Genomic DNA, 361 nt, shown 5'->3' on the forward strand with positions numbered 1-361 from the left:
GGTTCATGACTGGGGTGAAGTCGTAACAAGGTAGCCCTAGGGGAACCTGGGGCTGGATCACCTCCTTACCTATACGATTAACTCAATACCTAAAAGTGCAGAGATGCATGTGAGTGTTCACACAGATTACTTGATAGAAGAAAGAGAAAGATATCGAAAGGTATTTTTGAGGATTTTGATTCTTAATCAAGGCACTTGATGAGTCTCGCAAGGAGTGTGCTTTTAGCACATGACTGAGAAACGAAGAAAGTAACGCCGAGTAAGGGTTAAAAGACCAAAAAGAATGGGTCTGTAGCTCAGCTGGTTAGAGCGCACCCCTGATAAGGGTGAGGTCGGTGGTTCAAGTCCACTCTGACCCACC

The 361-nt window shown here is 45.4% G+C and carries 1 tRNA gene and 1 rRNA gene; both read left to right on the top strand.

Annotated features, from left to right (window positions below):
* Positions 1–68 (top strand): 16S ribosomal RNA (locus AAEY98_RS22190); the annotation flags it as partial.
* Between the two features lie 217 nt (positions 69–285).
* Positions 286–359, top strand: a tRNA-Ile gene (locus AAEY98_RS22195).
* Positions 360–361: the final 2 nt, after the last annotated feature.

The sequence above is a fragment of the Shewanella sp. AC91-MNA-CIBAN-0169 genome (assembly GCF_040310165.1).
In the GTDB taxonomy this organism is placed as follows: Bacteria; Pseudomonadota; Gammaproteobacteria; order Enterobacterales; family Shewanellaceae; genus Shewanella.